At 30.9% G+C, this 6,929-nt stretch carries 7 protein-coding genes and 2 pseudogenes; 4 read left to right on the top strand and 5 right to left on the bottom strand.

Annotated features, from left to right (window positions below; all coding sequences use genetic code 11):
- Positions 1-224, bottom strand: a pseudogene (locus tag IC220_RS05740) (DNA repair protein RadC); the annotation flags it as partial.
- 331 nt (positions 225-555) lie between these two features.
- Here IC220_RS05740 and IC220_RS05735 point away from each other — a divergent pair.
- Together IC220_RS05735 and IC220_RS05730 are read left to right on the top strand one after the other, a co-directional pair.
- Positions 556-915: a helix-turn-helix domain-containing protein gene (locus IC220_RS05735; RefSeq protein ID WP_188153547.1), complete on the top strand. Its 360-nt coding sequence runs from the start codon at positions 556-558 to the stop codon at positions 913-915.
- Complete coding sequence (locus tag IC220_RS05730; RefSeq protein WP_188153548.1) at positions 869-1,435, top strand: IS630 family transposase; 567 nt, start codon at positions 869-871, stop codon at positions 1,433-1,435. Before IC220_RS05735 ends, IC220_RS05730 begins: the two co-directional genes overlap by 47 nt.
- 370 nt (positions 1,436-1,805) lie before the next feature.
- Here IC220_RS05730 and IC220_RS05725 read toward each other — a convergent pair whose 3' ends face one another.
- Genes IC220_RS05725 through IC220_RS05710 form a run of 4 tightly spaced genes read right to left on the bottom strand, consistent with a single transcriptional unit; the run spans position 1,806 to position 5,983 of the window.
- Positions 1,806-2,849, bottom strand: a complete 1,044-nt coding sequence (locus IC220_RS05725) for a hypothetical protein (RefSeq protein WP_188153546.1) — start codon at positions 2,847-2,849, stop codon at positions 1,806-1,808.
- A gap of 18 nt (positions 2,850-2,867) precedes the next feature.
- Positions 2,868-3,902, bottom strand: a complete 1,035-nt coding sequence (tdh, locus tag IC220_RS05720; protein WP_188153545.1) for an L-threonine 3-dehydrogenase — start codon at positions 3,900-3,902, stop codon at positions 2,868-2,870.
- A gap of 11 nt (positions 3,903-3,913) precedes the next feature.
- Positions 3,914-5,215: an NAD(P)-binding protein gene (locus IC220_RS05715; RefSeq protein ID WP_188153544.1), complete on the bottom strand. Its 1,302-nt coding sequence runs from the start codon at positions 5,213-5,215 to the stop codon at positions 3,914-3,916.
- 30 nt (positions 5,216-5,245) lie between these two features.
- On the bottom strand, positions 5,246-5,983 hold the full coding sequence (locus IC220_RS05710) for a class I SAM-dependent methyltransferase (protein WP_188153543.1): 738 nt from the start codon (positions 5,981-5,983) through the stop codon (positions 5,246-5,248).
- A 214-nt stretch (positions 5,984-6,197) separates the two neighbouring features.
- On the opposite strand from IC220_RS05710, the gene IC220_RS05705 reads away from it, so the two are divergent.
- Entirely contained in the window at positions 6,198-6,410 is a 213-nt protein-coding gene (locus IC220_RS05705; protein ID WP_223158792.1) for a plasmid pRiA4b ORF-3 family protein, read from the top strand.
- A gap of 75 nt (positions 6,411-6,485) precedes the next feature.
- A pseudogene (locus IC220_RS05700) lies at positions 6,486-6,736 on the top strand (IS481 family transposase); the annotation flags it as partial.
- Positions 6,737-6,929: the final 193 nt, after the last annotated feature.

Below are 6,929 nucleotides of genomic sequence, written 5' to 3'. Positions count from 1 at the left end.
ACTCCTTCTATAGTTTTCAGGTCATCCATTTCCTGTCCTAAAATTCCTCCTATTCCAAAACTATCCATTAGCCTTTCAGCTATAATTTGCGCCTCTTCCCTGTCATGTACTGCACTTAAAAACGTTTCTATCACTTCACGATCAAGTAGCGCTTTTCCGTTGCTTTCTAATGCTCTAAATTCTACTTCTTCTCTACGATCTTTGCTTTTTCCATTATTATTCATAAAACTCCTCATTAATTAATGACTAAATTTTTTTTATTATTTACTCTGCTTTTTCAGCAGTGGTCGTCATAAGGCCATCAATTTTGCTGGAAGTCAAATCAATTTTTCAATTTTTTTTATTTATTTATTTTTTTATCAAAATACTAATGATATTAATCATTGCTAATCTTATGCCTTCAAATAAAGATTTAATTAGTGCATAGCGTAATTCTTGATCCTTAATTCCTTTATATTTTCTTGCTAGGTTTAATATAGCCAACTAAGATAAGGTTTACTTAGATAAATTTTATGGTAAGATGATGGATTGAATAATAAAGAGATGGAGTTAAAAATGCCCAAACCATACAGCGAGGACTTGCGAAAACGTGTTTTCAAGATTATTGACGAGAAAAAAATGTCCATGAAAAAAATAGGTGAAACATTTAAACTCAGTATAAAAACAATATATTTATGGCGAAAAAGAAGGGAGGAAACTGGAAGCATAAAGCCAGCATCTGGTTATCAAACAGGTCATAGGAGCAAGATTAAAGATATGGGCAGTTTTTTCAAATTTTTACAAGATAATCAAGATGTTACGACTGATAAAATAATTGAAAAATTTGGCAATATGTGCAAAGAGACAGCATATAATTATCTAAAAAAAGCTGGCTACACATATAAAAAAAAACTTCCTTTATCAAGAGAGAGATGAAAAAAAGCGTAAAGAATTCACAGCAAAAGTAGCTGAAATAAAGGAAGAAAATCTGGTATTTATAGACGAATCTGGTATTGATGACAACGAGTTTTATGCGTACGGATGGGCCCCTAAAGGCAAGAGATTATTTGCAGAAAAGCATGCATTTAAGAAAAAAAGAATTAGTATTATTGGAGCTCTAAATGATGGAAAAGTTGGCGTTCCATGTACATTTGAGGGATGTTGCAACAGTGAGCTTTTTGAAGCATATGTTGAAAAAATTTTAGTGCCAACATTAAAGCCTGGGCAAACCATAATTCTTGACAATGCAAGCTTTCACAAGTCCGTAAAAATCAGAAAATTGATTGGAAATGTAGGGTGTAAAGTACTGTTTTTGCCGCCATATTCTCCGGCAATTGAGAAATTTTGGTTTGCCATAAAACACGCCATCAGAAAAATACTGCCAATTTTTTCGCCAAATATTAACGCTGCTATTGATTTTATTTTTCAAAAATCAGGTAAACCTTATCTTGGTTAGCTATATCAGTATATTGCGTACTTGTATTCACTCCGTACATTTTTAACCCCTTTATCAAATATATGAATTTGCTATTTTACTAGCTTTTTTATATTTGTGGGTAAAAGTGAGATTTGAATCCGATTGAGCACTTTTGATTTGCCATAAAAAATAAAACTAGAAAAGCACTACCATTTTGGCCGAATATTAATGCTGCTATTGATTTTGTATTTCAAGAATTAGGTAAACCTTATTTGAGTTAGCTATATTACAGCCTGTTGGTTAAATCACTGACCTACAGAACACTTAATGGCATCAACTTAAGGAAAAATGTTAGAGATTGTATAGCCACAATAAAGTGGATAAGCCTAGCTATAACGCCATCATATCTTTAGGAGAGTTTGCTAATGCAGTCTCTTAAGTTGATGCCATTGACAGAACAGTTACGATAATTATTGTTGTTTTCAATAATTATTTCAGATTTTTTTTTTAAATGTGATACATATAATTTTGCTTCTGAAGTTAAAGGTTTTAAATAAGTATAGAGTAAATCTATTTTATTTGCTCCCATTCTAATTTTTTCTTTAACAAAACCTCGTGTCATGTCCATAATTGTTAGTCCTTGTTCTTGCATAAATTTGTAGTTAGCAATATAGCCATATTTATAAAGATTATGGTTATGCGGTACGATAAGGCGATTAATACCTACGACTAAAAAAGCAAAATAACTTGATTTGAAATCTACAAACGAAAGACTCATGTATACTAAATGCTTCTCTAGATAAATTAAGCAAATATAAAAATACTGAGAATAAATTGAATTTTCTAAATGTTCTAAGATTTCTTGTGTGTACATTATAGCAGGGTAGTCAAATTTTTGTGCATGTTGAATATATAGGCCTACAATCTTTGTGAGAATCGATTTATTACGTACTATATCTTTAAGAGGAATCCACTCTGTTACATAATTCTGCTCAATTTCACGAATTTCATTCATAGTGTCTCTACAACTTCTGCTGGATAAAGAATTTTTAAGGTGAACTTGCCATTCGCACGAAAGTTTAACAATACTATTAAAAAAACTTGGTATAGGAATGTAGCCTTTGTTAAGTAAAGAAGCAATATTATTTTCTCTTATACAAGGAATCATTAAGCAATCAATATTAGAAGCAATAGCTTGTTGTTCTTGATTAATTAACTCTTTATAATCGATATCTTTGCCATCAAAAGCTATGTTAAAAAAACTACATTCAATTAAGGCATGACGTAGCGGAGCATATAGATTTGGGTTTATTCCAATTTTTGACATATATGTGGCCCATAAACCCATATTAGGAATATTAGTATATGGCATATTATTAACGCCAAAATATTTACTAAAAGTATCTAAGAGGTATTTTCGTGTTTTATAGTCTTCAAAAACTTTTGAGAGCATTTTATTTACCTTGTTAAATCATTTGCCTTGACAGTGATCCCATCTTATAAGAACTTTGCCACATTGTCCTGTTAATGCTAAATTAAATGCTTTTTGAAAATCTTGAGCTGGAAAAATATGAGTAATAATAGCAGTTACATCTAATTTATTAGTGAGAATTTCAAACATTTTGTGCCAAGTATCAAAAATCAGACGACCATATATACCTTTAATCGTTAAACCTTTAAGAACTATTGTATTTACATCTATTAAAACTTTGTCTTTTAAAATTCCAAGTTGTCCTATAATGCCTCCAGGTCGAACTATCTCTATTAAGTTTTCAAAAGCTTTTTGGCTTCCTGACATTTCATAACCAATAGTTATTGATTCCAACAAATTTTTTTGATTTTTTAAAATTTCTTCAATGCTAGAACTTACTATTGTAGCACCAATTTTTTGCGCTAATTCACGTCGGTATTCGTTAGGTTCTATTACAATAATTCTATTAGCACTTTGATATTTTAAAATTGCGGTTAGAAACAAACCAGCGGGTCCTCCTCCTATAATAATAATATTCTTATTTTTACAGTCAGCAATCGTTGCACAATGTATACTATTTCCTAATGGATCTAAAATACTTGCTATTTCGTCTGAAATATTATCAGGGATTTTGATAACACTATCTTCTGAAACTGCTATATATTCAGCAAAAGCACCAGAAGTTGTTATTCCTATACACTTTAAACTTGTACATAGATGCAAATGATTTTTATCTGAACATAGAATACAATTTTTACAAAATATATGACCTTCAGCTGTGACACGTTCGCCTACTTTTATATTTTGAACTAAAGAACCGCATTTAACAACTTCTCCAACAAATTCATGTCCTGGAGTTAACCCAAGAGCTATAGTTCCTTGAGCCCAAGAATTCCAGTTATAAATATGAAGGTCAGTTCCACATAAACCAGTAATACGTACCTTTATTAGTACTTCATTTGGGGCTAGTGTTGGTATAGGTTTCTCATTTAGCCATAAACCTTGTTTAGGGTGGCTTTTACATAGGGATTTCATTACATGCATGATTATAAGAAACCCATGAATTTTTTTATATCTTGGTAACTCTTCAAAGCCATAGGTTTATCAGAAAAGGGATAGGAAGCACCCAAAGCCTCTGCAATTACCATGCCAGATATAAATGCAGCTTCATGACTATCAAAAGCTATGTCTAAACCACAAAACCAAGTATGTTTTTTTCCTTGAATAGATTTGATTTTAGTTTTAATAGAAATATCTTGAGGTTTCAGGGGATGTTTATAATTTTTGCTTTCAATAATTTTTTCTTGTTTTGGTATAGCACTGTTTTTAGGATTAAGAGAAATAATTAAAGGATAATCTAAATAATTAAGCTCTAAAGCTTTTTTTACATTGTAAGTATGACCCTCATAATATACCTTTTCGTGGTTTGGTTCAGAGGAGGTATATTCTGTTAAAGCTGTTCTAGGAATATTAGAAGAAAGTACCCCTTCATCCTTATGTAGAATGAAATTAAAGTCTACATATTGAAAGCTGCTTAATAATTCTCTTTCTTCATTACTTGGGTCAGATAACATAGAAAGAGCAGTATCAGCATGAGTTGCTATAATAACTTCATCAAACTCTTCCATATTTCTTTGAGCATCTTGTACAGTAACCTTATCTGTTTGCCTTATTAATGAAATAACTTCTTTCTCAAAACGTACTTTTCCAATAAAATTTTCTGCTAAGCGACTAATATATTCTTTTGTTCCTCCTACCACCCTGTGCCAGCAACAAGGATTAAAAAAAGAAATCATATTATTCTTAAAAATCTCAACTATAATAAACAGTGGATGATTTAATATTTCTTGTGGGCTAAAAATAACCGTACTTAATAAAGGTAAAAGTGCCTTAGCAATAAAAGTTTCAGAATATTTTTCAGTTTTGAGATACTCACAAAGAGGTTGCATTTGAAATTCAATAGAAGAGTTACTAATACTTAAAAGAGAAGAATAAAAGCGGTTACATTCATCTTTTATTTTATCCCAAAAGGTTGTAAGGAAGTTATTGCTCCAATTTTCTTCAGAACTAAAGCTAAAAGCAAGTGACCAAGATACAGCACAAGTAGAAACGTTAAATTGTCTAAGCATTTCAAGTAAATTAGGATAAGTCCATTGATGGAGTAGCTGTACTCCTAAATCAATAGGTATTACTTTATCTTTATATTGAAATGTTGTTGTGTACGCATGACCGCCTAGAACACTAGCTTTTTCATAAAGAACTATATCATATTTCTTATGCAGATTCCATGCTGCTGCTAGACCAGCTATTCCAGAACCAATAATTGCTATTTTTTTATTATTTTGCATTTTCTCAAAAATCTCCAATTAAATTTGATTCTATATTTTTTCTTTCTTGCACTCTAAAATAGAAGCATGAGGCTTTTTTATGTAATTTTTCAGTGTAGAACAAGCTTTATTTAAATCACCGGTACTACTAGTAAATAACTCAATTTGTTCAACTGATGAAAAGCCAGCCTCAATTAATGCTGCCTTCAATATGCTGCTTGACCAATAATATGCCGTTACTTTAACATCATAATTTGAATAACAAAGCTCCAGCTGAATCTTACCGCCTTCTGTATAGGGGTTATCAGATATTAACCTGAATCCATAAGGTTCATAATATTTGGGATTGGGATCGTACTCTGGATGTATTGGTAGGGTGATTAGGCGACCTCCAGATTTTACTAAACCAGCCATGGTACTGCACATTGTATATAATTCCTCATGAGTAGCAGCATACGGCAATACATAAACTCCTACCACTAAATCAAATATATTTTCAAGAGTTGGAGTTAACTCAGAAATAAATTCGATTCCAACAGGATTTTTTTCTTCTTGCTCTTTGGCATACTTTATCATACCATCAGCAACATCATAACCTACTACACGTTTTGCTCCCCTCTCTTTAAACAGACGTGAATACATGCCTGTACCACATCCAAAATCAAGAACCGATAGTCCCCTTATATCTCCTACTAGAGCTAAAACATTTGGAATTTCAATATCTTTTCTAAATGGCCATAATGCCATATCTTCGTATAGAGCTGCTAACTCATCAAATTGACTTTGCATTTTATTTTTACCTCTTCTAATCAAGCATGTAGTAATATGGCAAGCATATTGTTGAATAATATATCAATTTAACATTATATTAAAATTTAACATGCTAATTTTTATTATACAACAAAAAACATTAAAGTAAAGTTTATTTTATTGCCATTTCTTATTGTAATTTATTTACACAAGATGTTCGTTATTTTATGATACTGATTCTAGTTTGACTATTATGCCTAATGAAAAAAGTGTCAGGAATTCTTATATCTATAAAGTTTTTGAGCCAGGTAAAAAAATGATTTTTCTTTTTGATTATGGTGATAATTGGGAATTTTTAGTAGAATGTTGTGATATCATAGAAGCAGAAACAGGAAAAAGATATCCAAAAGTTACAAAAGAAGAAGGAAAAGCCCCTGAACAATATCCTGACTATGACGATGAGTAGTAGATTTTGATTTATTGTAGTTATTGTATACAAGTAAGAATATTCTTATTCATTTTTTTGTGATGGCATAGTCAAAAGGTTACAAAAGTCAGCCATCCTTAGATAAATGGGTAAGTTGAACGTATGAATAGGACGCTAAAAGATGCTACAGTTAAAAAGTATTACCACCAACAACTCAAAGAGCATCTTTATGGCTTCTACAATTATGCTAAAAGACTCAAAACTCTTAAGGGATCTCACATCTTATGAATTTATATGTGATCAGTGGACAAAATTTCCAAAATTGTTTATACTTCCATCATACTTTGGGACTGTACACCAGATAAACCTAATTTTGATTAGCTATACTTACTCAAACTTTTCTATAATATTTTATGAAATCTTAAGTAAAATTAAAAAAATGTAAATTCCCAAACGATATTAATGGATTATTTCAAATAATAAAGTCATTTTTAATAATTGTATATCAGGATGTTGCCTTTTACCCGAAAAAGAGTACATACATGATTAACAAGAAAT

This window comes from Wolbachia endosymbiont of Pentalonia nigronervosa (genome assembly GCF_014534705.1).
GTDB lineage: Bacteria > Pseudomonadota > Alphaproteobacteria > Rickettsiales > Anaplasmataceae > Wolbachia.
Note: the sequence above shows the minus strand (reverse complement) of the source record. Positions and strands in the feature narration are given on the sequence as shown.

Coding starts and splice junctions, on each gene's coding strand:
- IC220_RS05710 (WP_188153543.1), bottom strand. CDS start 5,983: ATGCAAAGTCAATTTGATGAGTTAGCAGCTCTATACGAAGATATGGCA.
- IC220_RS05725 (WP_188153546.1), bottom strand. CDS start 2,849: ATGCTCTCAAAAGTTTTTGAAGACTATAAAACACGAAAATACCTCTTA.
- IC220_RS05715 (WP_188153544.1), bottom strand. CDS start 5,215: ATGCAAAATAATAAAAAAATAGCAATTATTGGTTCTGGAATAGCTGGT.
- IC220_RS05735 (WP_188153547.1), top strand. CDS start 556: ATGCCCAAACCATACAGCGAGGACTTGCGAAAACGTGTTTTCAAGATT.
- tdh (WP_188153545.1), bottom strand. CDS start 3,902: ATGAAATCCCTATGTAAAAGCCACCCTAAACAAGGTTTATGGCTAAAT.
- IC220_RS05705 (WP_223158792.1), top strand. CDS start 6,198: ATGCCTAATGAAAAAAGTGTCAGGAATTCTTATATCTATAAAGTTTTT.